At 50.5% G+C, this 23650-nt stretch carries 18 protein-coding genes; 6 read left to right on the forward strand and 12 right to left on the reverse strand.

Annotation, left to right across the window (positions count from 1 at the left end):
• Positions 1-285: 285 nt before the first annotated feature.
• The 5 genes from CWS43_RS05415 to CWS43_RS05435 all read left to right on the forward strand — a co-directional run bounded on the left by CWS43_RS05415 (position 286) and on the right by CWS43_RS05435 (position 7719).
• Positions 286-1668, forward strand: coding sequence for an MFS transporter (locus CWS43_RS05415; protein ID WP_101075908.1), 1383 nt, complete (start codon positions 286-288; stop codon positions 1666-1668).
• 336 nt (positions 1669-2004) lie between these two features.
• Positions 2005-3210 carry a nicotinate phosphoribosyltransferase gene (gene pncB, locus CWS43_RS05420; protein WP_101075909.1) on the forward strand — a complete coding sequence of 402 codons (1206 nt, stop codon included), beginning with the start codon at positions 2005-2007 and terminating at the stop codon, positions 3208-3210.
• A 257-nt stretch (positions 3211-3467) separates the two neighbouring features.
• Positions 3468-4868 (forward strand): asparagine--tRNA ligase, encoded by a 1401-nt coding sequence (gene asnS / locus CWS43_RS05425; protein ID WP_101075910.1) that lies wholly within the window; start codon positions 3468-3470, stop codon positions 4866-4868.
• Between the two features lie 300 nt (positions 4869-5168).
• Positions 5169-6287: a porin OmpC gene (gene ompC, locus CWS43_RS05430; RefSeq protein WP_101075911.1), complete on the forward strand. Its 1119-nt coding sequence runs from the start codon at positions 5169-5171 to the stop codon at positions 6285-6287.
• A gap of 241 nt (positions 6288-6528) precedes the next feature.
• Positions 6529-7719 carry an amino acid aminotransferase gene (locus CWS43_RS05435; protein WP_101075912.1) on the forward strand — a complete coding sequence of 397 codons (1191 nt, stop codon included), beginning with the start codon at positions 6529-6531 and terminating at the stop codon, positions 7717-7719.
• Positions 7720-7799: 80 nt separating this feature from the next.
• Here CWS43_RS05435 and CWS43_RS05440 read toward each other — a convergent pair whose 3' ends face one another.
• The 7 genes from CWS43_RS05440 to cmoM form a co-directional block, all read right to left on the reverse strand.
• Positions 7800-8447 carry an MBL fold metallo-hydrolase gene (locus CWS43_RS05440; protein ID WP_101076453.1) on the reverse strand — a complete coding sequence of 216 codons (648 nt, stop codon included), beginning with the start codon at positions 8445-8447 and terminating at the stop codon, positions 7800-7802.
• A 51-nt stretch (positions 8448-8498) separates the two neighbouring features.
• Positions 8499-9050 carry a YcbK family protein gene (locus tag CWS43_RS05445; protein ID WP_101075913.1) on the reverse strand — a complete coding sequence of 184 codons (552 nt, stop codon included), beginning with the start codon at positions 9048-9050 and terminating at the stop codon, positions 8499-8501.
• A 178-nt stretch (positions 9051-9228) separates the two neighbouring features.
• The gene (gene ldtD, locus CWS43_RS05450) at positions 9229-11079 is read right to left on the reverse strand and encodes a L,D-transpeptidase (protein ID WP_101075914.1); all 1851 of its coding nucleotides are present in this window, start codon (positions 11077-11079) and stop codon (positions 9229-9231) included.
• A 403-nt stretch (positions 11080-11482) separates the two neighbouring features.
• On the reverse strand, positions 11483-15931 hold the full coding sequence (mukB, locus tag CWS43_RS05455; RefSeq protein ID WP_101075915.1) for a chromosome partition protein MukB: 4449 nt from the start codon (positions 15929-15931) through the stop codon (positions 11483-11485).
• Positions 15928-16659 (reverse strand): chromosome partition protein MukE, encoded by a 732-nt coding sequence (mukE, locus tag CWS43_RS05460; RefSeq protein ID WP_101075916.1) that lies wholly within the window; start codon positions 16657-16659, stop codon positions 15928-15930. Before mukE ends, mukB begins: the two co-directional genes overlap by 4 nt.
• Positions 16640-17962, reverse strand: coding sequence for a chromosome partition protein MukF (mukF, locus tag CWS43_RS05465; protein WP_101075917.1), 1323 nt, complete (start codon positions 17960-17962; stop codon positions 16640-16642). Before mukF ends, mukE begins: the two co-directional genes overlap by 20 nt.
• Positions 17959-18744 (reverse strand): tRNA uridine 5-oxyacetic acid(34) methyltransferase CmoM, encoded by a 786-nt coding sequence (cmoM, locus tag CWS43_RS05470; protein ID WP_101075918.1) that lies wholly within the window; start codon positions 18742-18744, stop codon positions 17959-17961. Before cmoM ends, mukF begins: the two co-directional genes overlap by 4 nt.
• Before the next feature lie 156 nt (positions 18745-18900).
• Here cmoM and elyC point away from each other — a divergent pair, with 156 nt between their 5' ends.
• Complete coding sequence (gene elyC / locus CWS43_RS05475) at positions 18901-19680, forward strand: envelope biogenesis factor ElyC (protein ID WP_101075919.1); 780 nt, start codon at positions 18901-18903, stop codon at positions 19678-19680.
• Position 19681: 1 nt separating this feature from the next.
• Here elyC and CWS43_RS05480 read toward each other — a convergent pair whose 3' ends face one another.
• From CWS43_RS05480 to CWS43_RS05500, 5 genes are all read right to left on the reverse strand, one after another.
• Positions 19682-20575: a YcbJ family phosphotransferase gene (locus tag CWS43_RS05480; RefSeq protein WP_101075920.1), complete on the reverse strand. Its 894-nt coding sequence runs from the start codon at positions 20573-20575 to the stop codon at positions 19682-19684.
• Positions 20576-20748: 173 nt separating this feature from the next.
• Complete coding sequence (gene kdsB, locus CWS43_RS05485) at positions 20749-21507, reverse strand: 3-deoxy-manno-octulosonate cytidylyltransferase (RefSeq protein WP_101075921.1); 759 nt, start codon at positions 21505-21507, stop codon at positions 20749-20751.
• Positions 21504-21686: a Trm112 family protein gene (locus CWS43_RS05490; protein WP_056771818.1), complete on the reverse strand. Its 183-nt coding sequence runs from the start codon at positions 21684-21686 to the stop codon at positions 21504-21506. The genes kdsB and CWS43_RS05490 overlap by 4 nt, the downstream gene beginning before the upstream one ends.
• Before the next feature lie 383 nt (positions 21687-22069).
• Positions 22070-23293 (reverse strand): winged helix-turn-helix domain-containing protein, encoded by a 1224-nt coding sequence (locus CWS43_RS05495; protein ID WP_101075922.1) that lies wholly within the window; start codon positions 23291-23293, stop codon positions 22070-22072.
• A gap of 95 nt (positions 23294-23388) precedes the next feature.
• Entirely contained in the window at positions 23389-23601 is a 213-nt protein-coding gene (locus tag CWS43_RS05500) for a cold-shock protein (protein WP_101075923.1), read from the reverse strand.
• Positions 23602-23650 lie beyond the last annotated feature (49 nt).

Consider the following 23650-nt stretch of genomic DNA (forward strand, 5'->3'; position numbering starts at 1 on the left):
GCCAGTTTGTGAGTGCGTGTGCGCACCTTTCAACCAAAACACAGAAATATCGCCAAAGGCCCCTGTTTTTCGCGGCACTCACAAATCAGACCGGGATCACATCCTGATGCGATAATACTGTACTTTCCGGAACGGTCTGTTTCGCAGTTTTTTATGCTCTATTTTCTTATTCGTTACATAAATTCAATATTTAAATCCAATCAGGAGTCATTAGCATGATCATGAATACGATGAATCACTGAGGCTAATAATAAGATGAGTCACACCTGCGCCCCAGAACTGGGGATGGAAAAACAAAAACCATTACATAACAATACATTATCAGCCAGAATTGACGCACTCCCCGCTTCCGCCGGGCTATGGCGTTTTATTATTTTGCTCTCGCTGGGTGGATTCTTCGAACTCTACGACCTTTTCCAGACGGGATACATTAGTTCTGGTTTGATCGCGGAAAACATATTTCATATTGGCAGCGCCGGTGTTTTCGGTATTTCCGATCAGGCCGCCTTCGCATCTTCGACATTTTTGGGCCTTTTTTTCGGCGCAAGCCTGCTGGCACCCAACGCTGACCGGTTTGGCCGCCGCATGACATTTATGTTTGCGCTGGCGTGGTACGGCTGTTTTTCATTGTTGATGGCGTTCCAGAACAGCGCGGAGGGGATCATTCTTTGCCGCTTTCTGGTGGGTATCGGCCTCGGCCTGGAACTGGTCACGATTGATACCTATCTGACCGAATGGGTTCCCAGCCATCTGCGAAGCCGCGCCTTTGCATTCGCGTTTTTTATACAGTTCCTCTCGGTTCCGGCTGTTGCCCTGATGTCCTGGTGGCTGGTTCCGCAGACCTTTTTCGGCCTCACCGGCTGGCGTTATGTGGTCATTGCCGGGGCATTGTGCTCGCTGATTATCTGGTTTGTGCGTAAAAACCTGCCTGAATCCGCCCGGTGGCTGGCACAACAGGGAAGAAACGAAGAAGCGCACAATGTCGTATCGGCGATGGAAAAACGCTGCGGCGTGGCTGAAAGCCCGGCGTATGTCGCGCCTGAACAGACCAGCGCATTACCGCGCAAAGGCACGTTCAGGGAAATCTGGTCAGCTCAATACCGGAAACGCACGCTGATGCTGACGGTAATGAACTTCTTCCAGGCCATCGGTTTCTTTGGTTTTGGCAACTGGCTGCCCGCCCTGCTTTCCGGCAAAGGCACCACCGTGACCCACAGTTTGCTGTACGCCTTCTTTATTACGCTGGCGTATCCGCTGGGTTCACTGATTTGCAGCCGTTATGCCGACAAGATCGAAAACAAATGGCAAATCGTCCTTTCTTCCCTGATGACCGTGGTTTTCGGCACCCTCTTCGCGTTTCAGACCCATCCGGTCATGCTGGTCATTTGTGGCTTCCTGATCACCTATTCCAACGCGTGGCTGACATTCAGCTATCACGCGTATCAGACCGAGGTATTTCCGACACACATCCGCGCCCGTGCGGTAGGTTTCTGTTATTCCTTCAGCCGTTTGTCTACTGTTTTCAGCAGCATCCTGATTGGTATGATCCTTCAGTACGCCGGCACGCAGGGCGTAATTGCCTTCATCGTGGTGAGTATGCTGATCGTCATGCTGGTGATCGGGATTTTTGGCCCTAAGACGCGCGGGATCAATCTGGAAAACATCTGATCGTTTATTATCATGAACAGTTTCTGTGAAAGAAACTGACCTGAACCGGGGCTAAATGCCCCGGTTTTGTCCTTAACGGGTGTCAGGTTAATTAAATTTGTGTAATCATTTTGTGCTGTATTTTTTTTGGAAAGTCCCATGTTCCCGCATGCGGCCTGCCTTTGAGCACATTTAAGCCTCGACCACCGGCAGACAATTATGGTGTGATGAGGGTTCTTTGACAGGATATTACGGTATACTTCACAGACTTTGCTGTTTTATCCAGAACGTTTTTTTTACGGAACGGTTGTTTGTGTTCAAACACTCAGTTTCTGACGAGGATGCTGTAAACGCGCTATGACTCCATACGCCTCCCCGATTTTGACTTCGCTGTTAGATACCGATGCCTACAAGCTCCACATGCAGCAAGCGGTCTACCATCGCTATCGCAATATTAGCGTCGTGGCCGAGTTCCGTTGCCGTGGTGATGAACTGTTGGGCGAATACGCCAGCGAAATTCGTCAGCAAATCCAGATGATGAGTCACCTGGCGCTGACCGACGATGAATTCACTTACCTTTCCGGGCTGCCCTTCTTCACGCCGGATTATCTGAACTGGCTAAAAACGTTCCGCTACAATCCTGAACATGTCGCCGTCTCCGATCGCAACGGGCATTTGCACGTCCGCATTGAAGGCCCGTGGCGCGAAGTGATTATGTGGGAAGTACCGCTGCTGGCGGTCATCAGTGAAGTGGTTCATCGCCAGCGTTCACCGCAGGCAACAGCACAAATGGCCGTCGATCAGCTTCGCAGGAACCTCGCCAGTTTCAAAGCACAGGCTGTTGATATTGACCTTTCAGGTTTCCGTCTGATGGATTTCGGCACGCGTCGCCGTTTCTCCGGTGAAGTTCAGGAAGCGATTGTCACCACGCTGAAAAATGAGTTCCCGTATCTGGTCGGCACCAGTAACTACGATTTAGCCCACAAATTGCAGCTGACGCCGGTTGGCACGCAGGCTCACGAATGGTTCCAGGCACATCAGCAAATCAGCCCGGTTCTGGCGAACAGCCAGCGCGCCGCACTGCAGGCCTGGCTGGATGAATATCCGGATCAACTGGGCATTGCCCTCACCGATTGCATCACGATGGATGCCTTCCTGCGTGACTTCGGAACGAAATTCGCCAATGCCTATCAGGGATTACGTCACGATTCCGGGGATCCGGTTGAATGGGGTGAAAAAGCGATCGCACATTATCAGGCGCTCGGTATTGACCCGATGACCAAAACACTGGTGTTTTCAGACAATCTTGATCTGGATAAAGCGCTGCATTTATACCGGCACTTCCATCAGCGGGTAAATCTGGTCTTTGGTATCGGGACGCGTCTGACCTGTAATATCCCGGACGTCAAACCGCTGAATATCGTGATTAAATTGGTTCAGTGCAATGGCAAGCCGGTAGCAAAACTGTCTGACAGCCCGGGCAAAACCATCTGTCAGGACAAGGCATTTGTCAAAGCGCTGCGTAAGGCCTTCGATCTTCCTCTGGTCAAAAAAGCCTCCTGACAGGCACCAAAGCGCCGGAAGTACACTCTGGCGCTTTCGTTTTTCTCTTTCCTTTATAGAGTTGCCATTTAATTGTGCTTGGCTTTTATTCATTCTTTCCCTGTTTCCCGTCTTTCCTTTCATTTGCCCTACAATTCTTATCTGCCGACGATGATTTCTGCTTGTGTCCTGAGAAAGGCTAAGTAACATAGCAAAATCCCTATTTACAGGGTGTCCAATATTTCTTAGTCAACATATATAAAGAAAGAGAGAAATCTATGAGCGTTGTGCCTGTAGTCGACGTACTGCAAGGCCGTGCTGCGGTTGACAGTGAAGTCACCGTACGCGGTTGGGTACGTACCCGGAGAGATTCTAAAGCTGGTATCTCATTCGTCGCCGTTTATGACGGCTCCTGCTTTAATCCTTTACAGGCCGTCATCAATAATTCTCTGCCCAATTATCAGGAAGACGTTCTGCGCCTGACGACAGGCTGCTCTGTGGAAGTCACTGGGACTGTCGTTGCCTCCCCTGGCGAAGGCCAGAGTTTCGAGTTGCAGGCAACGGCGGTGAAAGTTGTTGGCTGGGTGGATGATCCGGATACCTACCCAATGGCGGCTAAACGCCATAGCATCGAGTACCTGCGTGAAGTGGCTCACCTGCGCCCCCGCACCAACCTGATCGGCGCAGTTGCCCGTGTGCGTAATACCCTTTCTCAGGCAATTCACCGTTTCTACCATGAAAATGGTTATTTCTGGGTATCGACTCCGCTCATCACGGCATCCGATACCGAAGGTGCCGGCGAGATGTTCCGTGTTTCGACACTGGATCTGCAAAACCTGCCACGCACTGATAAAGGCGAGATCGACTTTAGCGAAGATTTCTTCGGCAAAGAAGCTTTCCTTACTGTATCTGGTCAGCTTAACGGCGAAACCTATGCGTGTGCGTTATCTAAAGTTTATACCTTCGGCCCAACCTTCCGTGCGGAAAACTCCAACACCAGCCGCCATCTGGCTGAGTTCTGGATGGTTGAACCGGAAGTCGCTTTTGCAACGCTTGATGATATCGCCTCACTGGCTGAAAGCATGTTGAAATATGTTTTCAAAGCCGTTTTAGACGAACGTGCAGACGATATGGCCTTTTTTGCCGATCGCGTAGACAAAGATGCTGTTGCACGCCTTGAGCGATTTGTAACATCGGATTTCGCACAGGTGGATTATACCGACGCAGTAGAAATATTAATGAATTGTGATCAGAAATTCGAAAACCCGGTTTCCTGGGGTGTCGATCTCTCTTCTGAGCACGAACGTTACCTGGCAGAACAGCATTTCAAAGCGCCGGTTGTGGTTAAAAACTACCCTAAAGATATCAAAGCCTTCTACATGCGCATGAATGAAGATGGCAAAACCGTCGCTGCAATGGATGTTCTGGCACCGGGTATAGGCGAAATCATCGGGGGCTCTCAGCGTGAAGAACGTCTGGATGTATTGGACGCACGTATGGCTGAAATGGGACTTAATAAAGAAGATTATTGGTGGTATCGCGATCTTCGTCGTTACGGCACAGTGCCACATTCAGGCTTCGGTTTAGGCTTTGAACGTTTAGTCGCCTATGTGACCGGCGTTCAAAACGTACGTGATGTCATCCCGTTCCCCCGCACACCACGTAATGCAACCTTCTAATTAATTAAACTATTTTTAATTAACAGAATCGTTACAAAACTAAGGCCAGCTTCGCTGGCCTTAGTCATTTTCAAAGATAGATCCCTGTCACAAAGTTCCGTAAAAATTACATTTTGTAATACATTTTTTCCATATGAAACATATTTAGTAATTTAGTAGCATTTTCGCTATGGATTAAGCTCATCACGGATGGAATAGTGCCTTCAGACACAGGAGACACCAAACTCTCATAAATAGTTCCGTAAGGAATTATTTAAGGCAGTGGCAGGTGTCCATATAAAACCAATGAGGGTAATAATAATGATGAAGCGCAATATTCTTGCAGTGGTAATCCCTGCTCTGTTAGCTGCTGGCGCGGCTAATGCTGCAGAAGTTTATAACAAAGACGGCAACAAACTGGATCTGTACGGTAAAGTTGACGCACGTCACCAATTCTCTGATAACACTGGCGATGATGGTGATCAGACTTACGTTCGTTTCGGCTTCAAAGGCGAAACCAAAATTACTGACCAACTGACCGGTTACGGCCAGTGGGAATACAACGTTCAAGCTAACCATGCTGAAGGCACTAACCTCGACAGCAAAGGCGTGAGCCATGGCGGCGATGAAGGTAACAAAACTCGTCTGGGCTTCGCAGGTCTGAAATTTGGCGATGCTGGTTCTTTCGACTACGGTCGTAACTACGGCGTTCTGTACGACGTTGAGTCATACACTGACCAATTGCCAGTATTCGGTGATGATACCTTCTACGGTAACGATAACTTCATGACTGGTCGTTCAAACGGCCTGGCAACTTACCGTAACAGCAACTTCTTCGGTCTGGTTGATGGCCTGAGCTTCGCCGTTCAGTACCAGGGCAAAAACGAGAACGATAGCCGTGATGTTTCCAAACAAAACGGTGACGGCTGGGGTACTTCTGCAGCTTATGACATCGGTGCTGGTGTTAGCGTAACTGGCGCCTACTCCTCATCAAATCGTACTACCACTCAGAAAGAAGATGGTAACGGCGATAAAGCTGACGCGTATGCATTCGGTGCAAAATACGATGCTAACAATGTGTATCTGGCTGCAATGTACGGTGAAACCCGTAACACTACCGGATATGGCGATGGCCAGGTTGCTAACAAAACTCAGAACATTGAAATCGTAGCTCAATACCAATTCGATTTCGGTCTGCGCCCATCTGTTGCTTACCTGCAGTCTAAAGGTAAAGACCTGAACGCAGTGGGTACCGGCTACGCTGGTGGCGATGCTGACTTGGTTAAATACGTCGAAGTTGGTACTTACTACTACTTCAACAAAAACATGTCTACCTATGTTGACTACAAAATCAACCTGTTGGATGACAACAACTACACCCGCGCAGCTGGTGTTTCTACCGACGACACCGTTGGTGTTGGCCTGCAATACCAGTTCTAATATCGCTTAACGACACGCTTACGGGCGTGTCAAAGTGGATATCAAGGCAGAGCTTCGGCTCTGCCTTTTGCATTTATATATTTCAAAAAATAATCTTTTCCACCCTCTCCCATAAAATATTTTAATCTCCCACGCCTTCTCACAACTCTGTTTTCTTTTTGCCGCAAACGGTTGGCAAATGAGGGCGCTGGCGTTACCCTGATGCCCTCTTTCGCAATATCAGGTTATGGAAGTTTCCGACATGTTTGAAAAAATCACTGCAGCACCTGCCGACCCTATTCTGGGTCTTACCGATCTTTTCCGCGCTGACGATCGCTCGAATAAAATCAATCTGGGGATTGGCGTTTATAAAGACGAAACGGGTAAAACACCGGTTCTGGCCAGCGTGAAAAAAGCCGAACAGTTCCTGTTGGAAAATGAAATAACAAAAACCTACCTGAGTATCGACGGGTTACCTGATTTTGCACATTGCACGCAAGAACTGCTGTTTGGTAAAAACAGCACGGTGATTGCTGATAAACGTGCCCGCACTGCGCAAACCCCGGGCGGCACGGGTGCCCTGCGCATCGCCGCTGATTTTATTGCCACACAAACTACCGCTAAACGTGTCTGGGTGAGCAATCCTAGCTGGCCAAACCACAAAGGTGTGTTCTCGGCTTCCGGCCTGGACGTTGCCGAATACAATTATTATGACGCAGCAAACCACAGCCTGGACTTCGATGGCATGCTGGAAAGCCTGAACGCAGCACAAGCTGGCGATGTGGTGCTATTCCACGGCTGCTGCCACAACCCGACGGGGATTGATCCGACACAAGAACAGTGGGCACAGCTGGCAGAGATGTCTGTCAGCAAGGGCTGGCTGCCACTGTTTGATTTCGCCTATCAGGGTTTTGCAAAAGGCCTGGAAGAAGATGCCGCCGGCTTGCGTCTTTTCGTGGAAAAACATAAAGAGTTGCTGGTCGCCAGCTCTTACTCGAAAAACTTCGGGTTATATAACGAACGTGTGGGTGCCTGTACATTAGTGACCGCAGATGCCGAAACGGCGGACCGCGCATTTAGCCAGGTGAAATCGGTTATCCGTGCAAACTATTCCAACCCGCCGTCACACGGTGCGGCCGTTGTTGCCACCATTCTGGGCAATGAAACTCTGCGCACACTGTGGGAGCAGGAACTGAGCGATATGCGTCAGCGTATTCACCGCATGCGTCAGCTGTTCGTCAGCACGTTGCAGGAAAAAGGCGCGCAGCAGGATTTCAGCTTCATTATTAATCAGAACGGAATGTTCTCGTTCAGCGGCCTGACCAAAGATCAGGTACTGCGTCTGCGTGATGAATTCGGCGTCTATGCGGTGAACTCTGGTCGTATCAACGTTGCGGGTATCACGCTGGAAAACATGGCACCGTTGTGCGAAGCCATCGTCGCCGTGCTGTAAGAATTCTCAGTTCTAAATTCCATTAAAAAGCCCGTCAGGAGACTGACGGGCTTTTTGTATTCTGGCAGCCGAAAAAATATTTACCAGACCGGCATTTCATCCTGCAGGAAGGGATTTGTTTTACGCTCATAGCCAAAATCAGACATCGGGCCATGACCGGGAATGAATACGATATCATCGCCCAGCGGCAATAATTTCGTTTTAATGGAATGAATCAGCGCCTGATGATCACCACGTGGGAAATCACTGCGCCCTACGCCACCTTTGAAAATCACATCACCGGAAACGGCAATGCGTGCTTTGTCATTGATGAAGACAATATGCCCCGGCGTATGGCCTGGACAATGCAATACTGACAAGGTTTCCTCACCGACGCTCACAACATCCCCTTCCTCCAACCAGGTGTCTGGTGTCAGAGGGTCGCAATGATCAAGGCCAAACATCTGGCTTTGTGTTGGCAGTGCATCGAGCAGGAACTGATCTTCTTTTTGTGGCCCGATAACAGGCACCTGATAATGTTCTGCCAGTTGTGCAGCCGCGCCAACATGATCAAGGTGTCCGTGAGTCAGCAAAATTTGCGTAACCAGCACGCCTTTAGCGGAAACTTCGTGAATGATTTTTTCTGCTTCACCGCCCGGATCGACAAGCGCGGCCTGATTGGTTTTAGCACACCAGATCAGTGAACAATTCTGGCTGAACGCCGTGACGGTAATAAGATGGATTTTCATAGGGCTCCACAAAATGGCCTGCACATTCAGGCAGGCCATTAATTACGCACATTACCAGGTCCGTGCCGGCCCGGTATCGATGTGCACAAAGTTACTTCGTGGATAATATCCTACACCACCCATCCGCATTTTTAATGCTGCTTTGCGGATATTGCTCAGTTCGATGCCCTGGATATGGAAATCCATGGCCTGCCCAAGCGTGTGGTAACTGTGTTTTGCTACACCACTTCCCGGTTCACGCATGCTGTTATTGGTCGCCAGAGAACGGTAGCCGGAAATAAGCTGAACCGGTCTGTTCACGCCACCGAGCATCACCTGCAGACGATAGAGATGATCGAATAACGCGGGATCGATAGATTTTACCTTTTCCGCGCGATAGTCCCTGAACAGATGATTCAACCGGGCCAACTCATCCTTGTTATAACGCTTTCCATCAAAAAACTCGGTTTTGAGGGTTTCGCCGGTATTTATATTATTAACCACTAAAATACGCGGACGAGGTGTGGAAAGAGTGGCGAATACACGACCTGGAAGCAATGCAATCCCCATAGCGGCACTGCTTAATGCCAGCCATTTACGGCGATGTTTGTCGATTTCATTCATGAACAGTTTACTATCCGGTAAGAGAGTCAAAAATAGGTCCCGATCTGAACCGTTTTGAACCATAACCGCCAAATTTCTGCGAGTCAAGGGACCCAAATAAGCAAAACGAGCGTGCCAGTAGCTCACGCTCGTTTTACAGACAAAACCTTTGACCCTTATCAGATTAGTTTTACTGCATTTATTGAAGCAATTTTTCTGCCTGAGGCAAAATTTGTGCACCCGATCTCACGGTTGCATCATAATTGTAAATATCTGTACGGAATTGCGGCTTACCATCATCGGCAACCCACGCCGTCAGATAAAACAGTTTTACCGGTATATGATGGCGTATCGCCACATAGGTCGTATTGCCCCCCTGCAGCGCAGTAGAAATGCGCGTGTCATTCCAGCCCGCATCCTGCAACAGCATATTCGCCAGCTCGGAAGCTTTATTCACCCTCACACAGCCTGAACTCAACGCACGAATATCTTTACTAAAAAGATTGTGGTTCGGCGTGTCGTGCAGATAAATAGCATCAGAACTTGGCATATTAAATTTATAACGCCCCAGAGAGTTGTTCGCTCCCGGTGCCTGGCGGATGCGATACGGGAAATGGCTCGGTGAAACCATTGCCCAGTCAATCATCGTCGGGTCGATCACCTCGGCATCATTACTCCATCCTGACAACACCTGATAACCATGTTGCTGGAAGTAAGTCGGATTGTTCATGGCCTTAGGCATGATGTCTTCACGTACCAGCGTCGTGGGCACATTCCACGGTGGATTCACCACCACGTTATTAAGCGCACTGCTCATTAATGGCGTTTTTCTGCTTGGGCGCCCGACGATCACCCGTGACGACAATACTTCGCTGCCATTGAGGTAGTAGGTAAGCTGGTAGTTAGGAATGTTCACCATAATACCGGTGCTGACATTGCCCGGCAGAATACGCAAACGCTGAATATTAAGTGCCAGCAAGGTGGCACGTAATTGTGGAGAAGCATTTAGCCACTGGCGTGTACGCCCGCCGATAATGCCATCAGCCTCAAGCCCTTGCCATTTCTGAAAGCGTTTCACCGCAGCCACCAAATCTGGCGTGTACTGGTTGTTTGCAACAGCAACTGGCGCCGCTGGCGCGGTGTTCTCTGCGGACTGAACGGATGGCAGAACGTCCTGTACTGACGTCGCAGAAGGGCTTACCGCAGGTGTTGCGGGCTGAGCTTTATCTGCGGTTTCATCGACGGAAAGATCGTCATTTGCCGCACTTCCCGGGGTGTTCGGTGCAATGGTTTCATCTGTCGGTTTCGGGGATTGGCTCTCCTGCGGCGTTGCGACCATCATACCGGTCCGGGTCAGAATCTCCCGTAACGCCGGGATGTCATCACTGATTTGATCCGGGCGCAAGCTGGCTGAACCAGTCATGGCAGGCCACGGATGGTTATCCGCCAACATCATTTTCAGCGCTTCATGCATTTTAGGATAATAGGGGTGCTGCGGTGCCAGAGTCGACAGATAATGTGAGGTATTTCCCTGACGCACGGCCAGTTGCCACTGATTGATCACCGTCAGTGATGGTGTTGTCATCTTATACGGGGTGTTGCTGTACAGCCAGGTATCCCCATTGGCCTCCACGCTGCTGGTAAACTGTAAATAACCTAACATCGCATCAGACAGCACAACATCCCGGGCCATACCCGTGACTTGCGGATCCGTCAGCCATTTCACCCATTGAGTGAACTGAGGCTGAATCCCCGAAATAGCCAGTTCCGCCAGTTGTTGTTGGAATATCTGGACTGTTTCCCGATCCTTCCACATTGGCTGCATATGGTTTGCGGCATAAAGTGAGGACAACGTCGGCAGGTAAAGCGGCCTGATGCCTCTTGGCAGTAATTCTGCCTGCAGCTGGCTCATACTTTGTACGCTTGATAACGTTGTTTTTCCTACCGGCATGGAGGGTATTGCGGCCCAGGCAGCAAACCATGGCGACAGGCCACTCGCCAGCAGACAGCTGGCGACTAAAAACTTGAGAGACCTTTGATTCGTTAACATCTTCCCTTGCCTCCCGATAAAGTGCCCAATTTCATCCCCAAAATTAAGCCAGCAGCTCTTGGATTAAGTATATAAAGAGAATTCTTTTTTTGCGCAGGAACTCAATGAAATAGAGTCCGCGTGTAACGTAAAGACTCTAAGCCAGCCGTCAGCCGAAATAAAGACTTCATTACGTACTTTCCCTCCGGCAACCGAGCATTAGCTCATAATTCAACCAATGATTTTGGGGGAGCTTTATCTTTAATTTAGGACGGCGATAGATTCGCTCAAAAGCATCTCTGGCGTGAATAAATATATGCCGTGACGAAGGGGTTTAAGAGAAGTCGTGTCGAAGCAGAGCCGGGCAGAATGACTCAGAAACAGGCCCCGGAAAAACCGGGGCTCAGAATCACTTTAAAAATTATCAGGAAACATCAGCGTCCGTAGTTGCCAGAACGGGTAAGTCTTGTGCAAAACCCCGCAGGCCAACAACGTGAACATGCTCGTTGTTACCAAACACTTTACGCACCAGCTTATAGGTCGTCCCTTTTTCAGGGCTGATGTTTTCCGGGGCAGCGATAATCAGCTGCATTTCCAAACGGTCGCAAAGCTCAAACAGCGTGGCGATAGATTTGGCATCCAGACGGGCGGCTTCATCGAGGAATAACAGACGGCACGGTGAAATATCTTTTCCGCGCATACGGCTCGATTCATCTTCCCAGCTCTGCACGACCATCACCAGAATCGACATACCGGTACCGATCGCTTCACCAGTCGATAACGCGCCACTTTCTGCACGTAACCAGCCGTCAGACCCGCGGTTAACCTCCACTTCCATCTCAAGGTAGTTGCGGTAATCGAGCAATTCCTCACCAATGGTTTGCGGTGTGCGCTGGCCCATATCGATTTGCGGATTCAGGCGCTGATACAGTTTCGCCAGTGCTTCCGAGAAGGTCAGGCGGTTGCTGCTAAACAAGTCCTGATGCTGTTCTTGTTGCTCAGAGAGCACATCCAGCAAACCAGCGTGGGCTTCACGCACGTTCACGTTCAGACGAACGCTTTTCACCTGACCAAAGGCCACAGCCTGCAGGCCCTGGTTCAATTGGCGGATACGGTTTTGCTCGCGCTGAATCGTCTTGCGAATAATATTCGCCACACTCTTCGAGCTGATGGCCAGCTGTTGTTCACGTGCAGTCAGCTCTTCGGTCAGACGCCCGAGCTCGATTTCCATCTGTTCAATGGCTTCAACCGGATCATCAGTGCGGATAATATCCTGACGAATACGTTCGCGCAGATGCTGATAGACCGCAATGTAGAACTGAATTTTACGTTCCGGCCGTTTTGGATCTTCGGAAAGACGCAGCACATCGCGCAGATGCTCGTTGTCAGATACCGCAAGGCGCAACGCCCCAAGCGATTTATCCGACATGGAGCGCAGTTCGTCGCCATCCATATAAGCCAGCTCACGGCGGTGCAGGCGGCGCTCAACGCCGTTGTCTTTCACCAGACGCATTACCGCACACCAGCCCGCCTTCGACGTGACTACCTGCTCACGGCTCTGGTGATAATCGCGCTCAAGTTTGCGCAATTTCTTCTGCAGGTTATCCATTTCCGCTTCGCAGAAAGTGATCTGTTTTTCCAGCTGGTTACAACGGGCGCGGTTAGTGCTCAGTGCGGTATGCAACTCGTCACGACGAGTTTTAGCACGCGCTTCTGCATCAGGATCGGCCTTAACGCCGATATCCTGTAGCTCCTGCCCTAACTCTTTAAGCATATCCCGTTTGGCATCAAACGAACTTTTCAGTGAAGCCAGAACCTGACTGTATTGCGTCAGTTGAGCCTGATGCTGACGCATCTGCTCACGGGCGCGGGTACGCTCGGCTTCCGCATGCTCAAGGCGCTGACGCAACTTGTCATTGAGATCGGTATTTTCATTCAGCATGCCGGCAGAATCGGTATAGCTGAAGTGAGCACGACGTTGCACCACTTCGGTCAGGGCGAAAGCCTGCTGCTTGGCCAGACGCTGAGCGTGCTGGGCCTGAGCATAATCTTCTTTCAGTTGCTCATGCTGCTCCGGATCGCTCTGCAGCACTGAGGCCAGAGGTTCCAGCTTGCCCAGTGAAATGCCGTGCTGCTGGATGAAGCGGGCAGAATCCTGCGCCTCTTCCATTTCTTCACGGATTTCTTCAACGCGATCAATCAGCGTTTCATCACACAACAACCCCACACGCGGTTGCAATTTGTTGAGCATGCCAATCGCATCTTTCGACTGCTCGTATTGCTGGCGCTGCTGCTGATTCTGACCTTCATGTGCATTAAAAGCACGTTCCAGTTCGCCACGGCGCCCGTTTAAGGTACGGATTTCCGCTTCAGGATCTGCGTCAAAAGCGACAGCCAGATGGCTGCCGATAAAACGGCTGAACGCCTGGTGTGCCCGTTGAATTTTCTGCACATCAAACGACAGTGTCGCGTAACGCTCAGACAAACTTTCACGTTCTTTTTGCAAGGTTTCCAGACGATTTTCACGCGCAGCGCGGCCAAAAAGAGGCACCTGCGGGAAGTGAGAATAACGCCACTGACGGTCACCCGTTTTTACCAGGACCGCGCCTTCCATTTCGTCAACTTCGAAAACGTTGTCATCGAAAGATTGCGGGTCCCCTTCAATGAGATAGAGGTCTTCAGGGCAATCGTCCAGACCTTCCAGTTGCTCGCGGATAAGGGATAAATCAGGAACAACAATCGCGTGACGTGAAGGGCCATACAAAGCGGAGAAGTAAGGTGCATCATCGATGGTGACGTCGTCATAAATTTCAGACAGCAGCACACCGCCGAAACGTTCAGCCAGCGCAATCATACGAGGATCTTCTGCGCCACTTGGCTGGCTCAGACGGGTGATCTGCCCTTCAATGCGGCGTTTGCGGGCTGCGACTTCGTCACGCTCAACCGTAGTTTCACGTTCGCTTTCCAGCAACTGCTGCATGTACTCGGTGACCTGCTGGCTGTTTTCCAGCGGCTCTTTGCTCTGTTCGCTTAACTGGCTAAGGGCTTCCTGTGCGGCCAGCCATACCGGTGCACGAGCTGTGAGTTCACGAATACGCGACTGCACCTGCTCAAGTTCCTGACGCATTTCCATGCGACGTTCACCGGCCTGCGATACCACAATCTGCAATTCTTCGATTTGTACTTCCAGCTCACGCTGCATTTCGTCCAAATCTTCCGGATGAACATCCTGGCCTGTACGTTTGCAGAATTCCTGCAACTGACGTTCAGCATCCTGTTGCTCACGCAGGCGGCCTTCGAGCTCAGACAAACGCATGCGCAGAGGCTCGACACGCTCAGCCTGATGTTGCTGAGAAGACCAGTCGCGCAGCAATTCACGCGCCGTCTGCCAGGCCTCACTGCGGCTGACTTCACCGGCAATTTTCACCACCAGCTGATATGCATTTTCGAACTGACTGTGCGCAGCTGAAGCCACGCTCATCTTCTGTTCGAGCATCAGCAGGATTTCAGTCGCTTCCTGTTCCTTACTTTGGAACGTTTCCAGCCATTCCTCACTGTTCTGAGTGCTCAGATCCGGGATTTGGCATAAATTGCGTGCACGTTCAATCGCCTGCAATGCCTGCTGGTACTGAATCGCACGGGTTTGCTGAACATCCAGTGCCTGCTGATAATCTGCCAGCTGGCTTTTCAGTTCATCCACTTCCAGTTCGGCCGCCTCAGCCCGTGCTTCATGCTCAGCATGCAATTCGCTGGCTTCCGCCACCACTTCGTTTTGTTCTTCCAGACGGTATGTCAGCTCTTCGAGATCACCTTCGTAACGCTCGATTTTTTCCTGCTGACGCATTGCTGTCTGCACCAGGCTGAGATGATCGCTGGCCGCCTGATAATCGGTTTCCAGATCACTTTGCGAGCCGCTCTGCTCAGCCAGTTCACGCGCCATTTCGACGTGGCGATATTGCTCGCCGGACAATTGTTTACGGCTGGAGAGCAAGTCATTACGCAGCACTAACGCGCCATCGAGATGAATTCGCCGTTCGTTCGCGTGGCGCATATAGTCTGCGGCAACGTAAGACGTCGCCTCAGAAATCAGATGTTTGAACAAATCACGATCAGACTGCGTTACACGGATGGCCTCAAGCGTCATCCGGTTTTCACGCAGCGCCGCTTCCATATCCTGGAAGGCCTTGCGCACACCGCTGTTTTCCGGCAACAGATAGTCGCGCAGGGAGCGGGTGATCGCACTCGAAATACCGCCATACAGCGATGCTTCAATCAAACGGTAGAACTTGCTACGGTCAGATGCAGAACGTAAACGACGCGGTATGACCCCCAGATCGAACATTAGCGCGTGGTAATCAGTGATCGAGTTGAACTGCTTAAACTGGACACCTTCCATGGCTTCGACGCGATCTTTCAGTTCCTGCAAAGACAGGACCCGTGCCTGGCGTTCACCCACCGTTTCAGTCAGCATTTCTGTCGGATTCACCGCAACCGGTAAGCCCTGAATGGTGAAAGGTTTGATGTCAACTTTACGATCCCGGCCTGCTACCTGTTGCAGACGTACGCCAACCACAATGCGCTGATGGCGCGAGTTGACAACGTCCAACACCGAGTAGCAAACGCCCGCACGCAATTTCCCGTGCAAACCTTTGTCACGTGAACCGGAAGTTGCCCCCGCTTCCGTCGTGTTACGAAAATGCAGCAACGTCAGATCGGGGATCAGCGCCGTCACGAAGGCAGCCATGGTCGTAGACTTACCCGCCCCGTTACCGCCGGAAAGCGTGGTGACCAATGAATCGAGGTCAAATGTACGGGCGAAAAAACCGTTCCAGTTAACCAGCGTCAGTGAGCGAAATTTACCGCGTTCAATCATTCCTGTTCATCCTCTGCGCTCTCATGCCCTTGCTGCCCTGCCTGCAATTCGGTCTCTTCGCTTTCGTCATTCAGTGACAACGCACTGTCAACGGGCATCGCTTCGCCGTCACGGATCATCCGTAACTGTGCTTCACGGGCATCATCGCCGCTGCGGACATCCGCACCGAAACGGAATACCGCTTCGGTGATACGGAATTTGCTGCTGTCGACACCCATGAAATACACCATGCCCAGGCGGCGCAGGCGGTTCAAAGATGTACGGACTTTATCCTGTAATTTCTGACGGTCTAAATCCGACCCCGTTGAGCGCTGATTGACATATTTCAGCAGTTTGTTTTCGTCAGCCAGGCTCAGCAATTCATCGTAAAGTTCCTGTTGCGTGAAGATCCCCTCATGCGCCAGGCGTTCCGGGCTGAGATACAGATAGCAGAGAATTTTCCCGACCATCATATCCAGCTCGGATAAAACCGAACGAGGAATGAGCGTGGTGGAACGGGGACGTAAATAGAAGAAACCTTCTGGTGCCCTGATTAATTCCACGCTATAGCGGCTGTAAAACAGTTCCATTTCTTCCTGATAATCCATCAGGAAAGCATGGTTATCCAGTTCGTCAATGCCGATATGGCGGCCAGAACGCAGCTGACTGTCAAGGGCAGGAAACACTGAATTTGCCAGTGCCTGCGCCAGCTTAGCTGGCATAATGTGTTCAATATTTGTCGATGACATGGGCCTGCACCTTGGCTCCGTAATCATTGATTGCCTGCCATTGGGCATGCAACCCTGAAAAATCTGCTTCAGCCACACCAAGGCGTACAGCCTGGTCGACCACAATTCGCGCGACATCAAAATGTCGGGCACGCGGATACTGTTTGAGGTATTCGCGCATTACCATGCCCAGATTGAGCGGCGTTTTCTGTTGTTGATAAACCTGTAATGCCTGTTCAATCAATGCCGCAAGTTGTTCGCGGATTTCGTTAAATTCTTCAAACTCAAGATCAGGGGGGAGTTCACCGGTGACTTCTTCACTGCGCAATGCCAGTTCTTCATCACGCATATCCAGCAGACGATCCGCATTGGCAAAAGTCAGCGTCCACGGCTGATCAAAGTAATTTTGTACCGACTGGCGCAGACGCTGGGCAAACACGCGATTTTTATCCATGTCGATCGCGGTACGGATAAATTTATGCACATGCCGGTCATAACCAATCCACAGGTCAATCGCCTGCTGGCCCCAGCTGGTAATCCGGTCGAGTTTGTTTTGTAAATCGAACACCAGTTTATCGACAAAGCTCAGATCCATTTCCACCATCGTGGCATCCTGAATGCGCATAAGATGCGCCTGCAACAGGTCACCTGCGGCTTCCAGCGTATCCTGCAATTCACGCAGCGTGCCCGAGGTTTCTGACAAAAGGATTTCACAGCTGGAAATTGCCGCACGCCAGTCTTTATTGAGCAATGCCGCGATATCATCTTTCACACCCTGCTGCTGCTCGTCCATAATCCGCTGAGTCATGTCAATACTGTCGAAAATCTCAGCAACGGAATACTTCAGCGGCGCGTAGACGTTGCGATGCCAGTGGAAATCGTCGCCACCCTCTTCGGCCGCATCAGCTGCGCGCTTCAGTTCCTGGGCAACGATCGACAACTGCATGGACAAACGCAACGTGGAGAATTCACGCTGCCGGATGTAATAATCAGAAATACCGATGGCCAGCGGAGTCAGGCGATAAATGGCGTTGCCATCCGCCAGTTCGCTGACAAACCGGTTGAGCAGACGCTGACGCACCATATCATTGATGGCGTTATTGGCACGAACGGTGATGGTTTCGTTGGTCTGCTCAAACCCTTTGCTGACATGGCGGAACGCATCGACCAGTTCACCCTCACTCATTTCCCCATCAAGACGCTCACTGTTTAACGTGGCAATCGCCAGAAGAAAAGCCAGCCGCTCCGTTGGCAGCGAAATTGAGAAATCATTTTTCCGCGCCCAGGCGACCAGTTCGGGTACAGTCTGGGAAAATTCACTCATAATTCGTCCTTCAGAATGGGTTTATGCGCCATCACATGGATGTAACGTCCCAAACTAACAAAAGGTTCCTGCCGGCAATAACGCTGTTCCAGCGCCAGAAGCTCGTCAAAATCCTGTTTATGTTGTTGTCTGTTTCGCAAATAATCGTGGAACACTCTAACACCGGTCTTGCCGCTTATCTGCATCCCAAGCTCTTCCAGCCACTGATAGACCTGCGCAGGTTCCAGTGGATGATCGGGCAACAGGGAGCTTTTTTTGATTTTTGGCACACCGGCTTCGACATGGCCGAAATTTCCCAGGATCATGTGCCGCATGACAAGACCGTGGATATTGTAAAACATCAGCGAGATTGCGCCACCCGGCACCAGGCAATCGGTCAGTGCGGCCAGTGCATCCCGGGGTTCCGCAAGCCATTCAATGACCGCGTGAAACAATATCAGATCAACCGGCGCTTCCAAATGTTCAGCGATGTGCTGTGCTGGACAATGTACAAATTGCATGTTGCCGCTCACACCTTTTTCAATCGCTGCGGCCTGTGCGCGACGGATCATCTCACCGGAGAGATCGCACAACAAGACCTTATGTCCTAAAGCGGCCAGCTCGCAGGCCATTTGCCCTTCGCCACCGCCTGCATCAAGAATGCGCAAAGGCCGCTGGGGCAAAGTCTTCATCAACTCCTGCAGATCCTGACCCAGCACGGCCTGACGGATACGTCCTTTCGTTGTGCCGTAGATATTGCGCGAAAACTTTTCGGCCATATCGTCAAAATTACGATCCTGCATGAATTGAACCTTGTTCCTGAAAACGTTTTGCCGGGTTATCTCTGTGCGGCATCGCCGCGCGAGGTGCTATTTTGGCACAGGCTGGCATAGAATAAATCATCCTGACGCGGATTCACGCCCGGATGTCGTTTTTTCACCCAAAAGGACCGGTTTCAGATGCTATTTATCCTCAAAAAGACTTTTGGCGGCCTGCTGCTTCCTCTGCCTTTTATTCTTATCTTAATGGCTATAGCGCTGGTGTTACTGTGGATGACTCGCTGGCAGAAAACAGGAAAAGTGTTTTTTTCACTGAGTTGGTTGTTGTTGCTCCTGCTCAGCCTGCAACCGGTCGCGGATCATCTGCTTCGTCCCCTTGAATCTGAATATCATACTTATCAGGTTGAAGGACATACGCCGGTGAAATTTGTGGTAGTGCTGGGGGGAGGCTATACCTACAACCCTGACTGGGCACCGAGTTCAAACTTGATCAGCAACAGCCTGCCGCGCGTGACAGAAGGCATCCGGATCTATCGCTCGAATCCTGGTTCAAAAATGATTTTTACCGGTGCGCAAGCCATGAGTAATCCAGTGAGCAGCGCGGCGGTCGCAGGGAAAGTAGCCGAAAGCCTGGGTGTGCCTGAAAGCGATATCATTTTGCTCGACAAACCCAGGGATACACAGCAGGAAGCACAACAAGTCAAAACACTGATCGGAGAACAGCCCTTCGTGCTGGTCACATCAGCCAACCATTTGCCGCGTGCACTTATTTTCTTTCACCAGCAGGGATTGAATCCCATCCCGGCACCGGCCAATCAGCTGGCTATCGATTCCCCGCTCAATCCGTGGGAAAAAGCTTTGCCGCAGGCACTATTCTTATCTCATAGCGAACGGGCATGGTATGAAACGCTCGGGCGAATCTTGCAATGGATGACTCTGCCTGCGCCCGTAACAAAATGATTCAGTTAAGCCACGGCATTAACTGTTGCCTGGCGTAATCGAACTGCCGGCGATCAAGCTTTCCGGTATGGATTAAATGCGCAACGGATTCCCACACCAGGTATAGCCAGCGGCGGGCAAGGAAAGTTTCAGATACTGGCGCTTTTTGTAAATAGCTGAACAGCAGTTGCTCACTCATGCCTTTTTCCCACAGGCGGAAAAGGTCAAACTCACGTGGAGCCCAGAGCACAGTGCCGGGGTTGATCATCGCCAGCAGTTGATCGCTTCGCGGATCCTTTAGCATGCTGCGTAATGATAAATTGCCATGCACTAACACAGGGGTATCGTCAAATCCTTCAAACAAAGCGGGTATGCAAGCCCGGGAGCGAAAAAGCAATGTTCGATCTTCAGCCGTCAGTTCAGGTGCTTGTAAATTTGACAATGTTGCCCACAGCACTTCAACGCGTTGCGGATACCAGTTTTCCCAGCGATTATCCTGAGTACTGTCGACCGATCCGACACACCCGTGGCTGTCGATCCGGTGCCAGGCGAGCATCGCTTCAACGATTTGTTCTTGTAATATCTGCCAGCGTTCCGGCGTTCTCGTTGGTGCTTCCGCAGATACGCCGCGAAGACGCTCAATCAGCAAAATTTCCTGATAGGGTTTCTGGTGTGTCGTAACCATACCGTAAACCGTCGGCACCCGAACCACACCCTCTCTCGCCAGCATGGATAATTTGTAAGCTTCCTGCCCGGCAATCCCCAGACAGACAAAGCTTTTCGCCAGCAACGGCATGGCGTATCCCTGCTCATCATACAGTGAAAAAAGATGGGCATAAGGCTGTTCACTGACGCATTCAAGACGAGACAAACGCTCGCCCAACACAATACTTAATTCGGCTTTTAGCTGTTCCATAACGTGTTCGCAGTGACAAAAAGATTAACGTTTATGATGAAAGCTTCGGGCAGTGAATACCCCGTTTCAGATCAAATAAAAACCGGATAGTCTGAGCAGATAAAGGAAGATGTCGCGCAAAAGCGAAGATAAGGGAAAACAGACGAAATACAGTGCATTCCGCCTGTTTTTGGTCAGGCCTTTTTGTGGCCTAAGATCACACGGACACGCTCCAGATCTTCTGGCGTGTCGACGCCAACCGAAGGGATGGCCTTCGCGACGTCAACGTGGATTTTTTCACCGTACCAAAGCACACGAAGTTGTTCGAGCAATTCAATATGTTCAAGCTTGCTCGGTTCCCACTGCACATACTGGCGAATAAAACCGGCGCGGTATGCGTAAATACCGATATGGCGCAGGAAAACGTCTCCAATTGAATCTTTCGAAACGGCAAACCGCTCACGTTCCCAGGGAATAGCCGCGCGGGAAAAATACATCGCGTAACCTTTGGCATCCCGGACCACTTTCACCGCATTCGGATTGAAAGCCTCTTCGGCTGACTCAATCGGCACAGCCAGCGTTGCCATACCTGCTTCACTATTCGCCAGATTTTCTGCCACCTGACTGACAATCACCGGCGGAATTAAAGGCTCATCGCCCTGAACGTTCACGATGATTTCATCATCTTCAAATTGGCATAATTCAATGACTTCGGCCAGGCGCTCCGTGCCGGACTGATGATCAGGGCTGGTGAGACAAACTTCACCACCCGCGGCTTCTACCGCAGTGACAACATCGGGATGGTCAGTCGCTACGATCACCCGCTTAGCCCCGGACTCAAGCGCACGCTCCATTACGTGCACAACCATAGGTTTGCCGTTGATATCCGCCAGAGGTTTACCCGGCAAACGGCTTGAACCATAACGGGCAGGAATAATTGCAATAAAACTCATGGATGCGTCTCATCAACAGAAAGCGGGCGGGCCTCATTTTCTAATAATACAGGGATACCATCACGAACCGGGTAAGCCAGGCTGTCCGCCTTACACACCAGTTCCTGTGACTCTTTATTGAAGTAAAGCTTCCCGTTACATACAGGGCACGCAACGATCTCAAGTAAACGATGGTCCATCAGTTCCTCCCGGAGGCGAATACGCCGTAATTTCAACAGGGCGCAGCGCAAAAAAGCATTAGAAAACACAAAACAGCGGTCCCAGAGAATAGCATATTGCCCTGCCCTCCGTTAATCCTCCGTCACCCTCTGACAGTTCATGCCAACGTTACATTGTTGTAAATAAAAAATATCGGCAAAGGGTGATTGCGTTGCAGATTCACTGGGAGTACAATTTTTTTGTGATGAACATCACACTATCAACCTTAGACAAGAGCACTAAAAATGAAAACCATTAACAAAATCATCGCAATGTTCGCTAATTTCAGTCACTAAGACTGATGAAACACCTGCAATCATCGTGAAATAACGGCTGCCTGAAGCAGCCGTTTTATTTTGCGGAATCAAACCCGCCAGCCGGTTTTCCATAGAACGGTTAACGCTTCCGGTACTTTCGTCAGCAATACGTCCTCTGCCCCCTGCCACGCGGCAAAGCGCGTAATCGCGCCATGAATATCCTGCGCACGCCGGGCTGTTACCTTTATGCCTGTCTCAAGATGCAGACTTTTGACCTCCAGTCTTTTTTCCTTGCGGTGCATTTTTGCATCGACACGCCCGATAAGCTCGCCCCGCTGTAGTATGGGCAATGTGAAGTATCCGTACTGACGTTTCGCTTCGGGTGTGTAGCATTCAATCCGGTAATCAAAATTAAACAACATGGCAGCACGCTTGCGATCCCACACCACCGGGTCGAAGGGAGAAAGCAATGTCGTCACCGTTGAACGAATCTGTGACTCAAGCGCTTTTTGCAGCAAAGGGAATTGTCGCCGGTGGACATAATAATTGCCCTCCAGACCACTGACCTCAACCGGCGTGATGTCTCCGCTTTCCAGCAGATCCTCTATCACTCTCCGCGTATCTGCACGTTTAAGGCGATAGTAATCCGCCAGCCATTCCGCTTTGAAAATCCCCAGATACTGTGCCGAACGGCACAACATTTGATATTCCGCTGCTTCCCGGCTCAGTGCCTGCGTTGCATCATCCCAACCTGGCATAACGCGCTCTGCCAGGTCATAAACCCGATGAAAATTACGCCGTTCGGATACCATCAGCTTTCCGGCTGTAAACAGCGTTTCAAGATGTTTTTTATGCGGTTTCCAGTCCCACCAGCCGCTGTTTGATTTCTTTTCTGTGCTGAAATCGGCAGAACGCACCGGGCCATTTTTAGCGATATGGCTGAGCAAATCATGGATATCCACATGGTGCTCCTCAAACCAGTCCTGAGAAAATTTCCACCCCATACCCTGCGGATTCAGCATTTTATGCCTTAGCAACCCGTAATCTTCACGGGGGATAAAACAGGCTTCATGCGCCCAATATTCAAAAATTTCCCCCGCTGATAACGCATCCTCCAGCCATTGCGGTGAGTAATTCCCAAGGCGGCTGAACAACACGAGATAAGGGCTTCTGGCGACCACGCTTATCGTATCGATTTGTAGCAATCCCATGTTCTGGATGGAATCGACAACATCACCGGCGGACGGTTTTCGGGTCAGTGGTTTAAGAAGATTTTGTGCAGATAAATGCAGTGTGCGGGCCGAACTGAGAGATATAACCGGGTAAGACATATCGGTATCCGTGGCAGCGATAAACTGTGGATACCGATAACATATTTTTGCCGGAGCGTAAAATTCAGCTCAACGGAGAATGCTAACAGCCAGACTCAGAACGCAATAACATCAGCCGCAGAAGGGCCATGTGCTACGCTGTGGTAAGTGGTGAATTCAACCCGCTGACCGGCGCTTAGTGATTTATTACCGGTATTAGCAATAGAGGTACGCTGAACATAAATTTCAGAAGAACCATCCAGAGGGCAAATAAAACCGTAACCTTTGGCCTGATTGTACCATTTAACTAAACCCATTTTTAACATCATAATTTCTATCCTTTCTTTTGGGCATCCATGAACACACTTTTTTATTATT

Source organism: Rahnella sp. AA, from assembly GCF_002834385.1.
Lineage (GTDB): Bacteria > Pseudomonadota > Gammaproteobacteria > Enterobacterales > Enterobacteriaceae > Rahnella.

What these genes read in the sequence shown, in the direction of transcription:
- CWS43_RS05415 (WP_101075908.1), top strand. Translation starts at nt 286, where the DNA reads ATGGAAAAACAAAAACCATTACATAACAATACATTATCAGCCAGAATT.
- pncB (WP_101075909.1), top strand. Translation starts at nt 2,005, where the DNA reads ATGACTCCATACGCCTCCCCGATTTTGACTTCGCTGTTAGATACCGAT.
- asnS (WP_101075910.1), top strand. Translation starts at nt 3,468, where the DNA reads ATGAGCGTTGTGCCTGTAGTCGACGTACTGCAAGGCCGTGCTGCGGTT.
- ompC (WP_101075911.1), top strand. Translation starts at nt 5,169, where the DNA reads ATGATGAAGCGCAATATTCTTGCAGTGGTAATCCCTGCTCTGTTAGCT.
- CWS43_RS05435 (WP_101075912.1), top strand. Translation starts at nt 6,529, where the DNA reads ATGTTTGAAAAAATCACTGCAGCACCTGCCGACCCTATTCTGGGTCTT.
- CWS43_RS05440 (WP_101076453.1), bottom strand. Translation starts at nt 8,447, where the DNA reads ATGAAAATCCATCTTATTACCGTCACGGCGTTCAGCCAGAATTGTTCA.
- CWS43_RS05445 (WP_101075913.1), bottom strand. Translation starts at nt 9,050, where the DNA reads ATGAATGAAATCGACAAACATCGCCGTAAATGGCTGGCATTAAGCAGT.
- ldtD (WP_101075914.1), bottom strand. Translation starts at nt 11,079, where the DNA reads ATGTTAACGAATCAAAGGTCTCTCAAGTTTTTAGTCGCCAGCTGTCTG.
- mukB (WP_101075915.1), bottom strand. Translation starts at nt 15,931, where the DNA reads ATGATTGAACGCGGTAAATTTCGCTCACTGACGCTGGTTAACTGGAAC.
- mukE (WP_101075916.1), bottom strand. Translation starts at nt 16,659, where the DNA reads ATGTCATCGACAAATATTGAACACATTATGCCAGCTAAGCTGGCGCAG.
- mukF (WP_101075917.1), bottom strand. Translation starts at nt 17,962, where the DNA reads ATGAGTGAATTTTCCCAGACTGTACCCGAACTGGTCGCCTGGGCGCGG.
- cmoM (WP_101075918.1), bottom strand. Translation starts at nt 18,744, where the DNA reads ATGCAGGATCGTAATTTTGACGATATGGCCGAAAAGTTTTCGCGCAAT.
- elyC (WP_101075919.1), top strand. Translation starts at nt 18,901, where the DNA reads ATGCTATTTATCCTCAAAAAGACTTTTGGCGGCCTGCTGCTTCCTCTG.
- CWS43_RS05480 (WP_101075920.1), bottom strand. Translation starts at nt 20,575, where the DNA reads ATGGAACAGCTAAAAGCCGAATTAAGTATTGTGTTGGGCGAGCGTTTG.
- kdsB (WP_101075921.1), bottom strand. Translation starts at nt 21,507, where the DNA reads ATGAGTTTTATTGCAATTATTCCTGCCCGTTATGGTTCAAGCCGTTTG.
- CWS43_RS05490 (WP_056771818.1), bottom strand. Translation starts at nt 21,686, where the DNA reads ATGGACCATCGTTTACTTGAGATCGTTGCGTGCCCTGTATGTAACGGG.
- CWS43_RS05495 (WP_101075922.1), bottom strand. Translation starts at nt 23,293, where the DNA reads ATGTCTTACCCGGTTATATCTCTCAGTTCGGCCCGCACACTGCATTTA.
- CWS43_RS05500 (WP_101075923.1), bottom strand. Translation starts at nt 23,601, where the DNA reads ATGATGTTAAAAATGGGTTTAGTTAAATGGTACAATCAGGCCAAAGGT.